The following is a 637-nucleotide window of genomic DNA, read 5'->3' on the forward strand; positions in this document are numbered from 1 at the left end:
TAGCTACTCTCGCTACCTCTCTAAACAATGGGAGCAAGCTAGTGAATAAAACAAAAAACTCACCTACGGGTGGGTTTTTGTTTTGCTCATATTTATATCAAAAAAATGATTAATTATTTAGTAAAAACCGAACGTTTTGAAAGAATATTCGGAATTTTTTGACTTTCGTCTTTACTTATGCTAGAATTTAATACATGTTAGAAAAGCTAACAAGTAAATCCATTATAGGAGGCTCTTATGGCACTTATTGAATTTAAAAATGTTAATAAATACTACGGAGATTATCATGCACTTCGTGATATCAATCTAGAAATTGAAAAAGGGCAAGTTGTGGTTCTCTTGGGACCTTCTGGGTCAGGGAAATCTACCCTCATCCGTACAATCAACGCCTTGGAATCCATTGATAACGGTACGCTTATCGTTAATGGACATAATGTGACGGAAGCTTCTGCCAAAGATTTGGTAGAATTGCGTAAGGAAGCAGGGATGGTATTCCAGCACTTCAACCTCTACCCTCACAAAACCGTTCTTGAAAATGTAACCTTGGCACCTATCAAGGTTCTTGGAATCAGTAAGGCAGAGGCTGAAAAGACTGCTGAAAAATTCCTTCGCTACGTTAACATGTGGGACAAGAAAG

Annotated in this window: 1 protein-coding gene; it reads left to right on the forward strand. The window is 37.5% G+C overall.

Going from position 1 to position 637, the window contains the following annotated elements:
* Nucleotides 1-237 precede the first annotated feature (237 nt).
* Nucleotides 238-637 (forward strand): ATP-binding cassette domain-containing protein (locus AX662_RS07215; RefSeq protein ID WP_156430703.1); only part of this gene is annotated, 400 nt, incomplete at its 3' end.

The sequence above is a fragment of the Streptococcus sp. CCH5-D3 genome, assembly GCF_001556435.1.
Taxonomy (GTDB): Bacteria; Bacillota; Bacilli; order Lactobacillales; family Streptococcaceae; genus Streptococcus.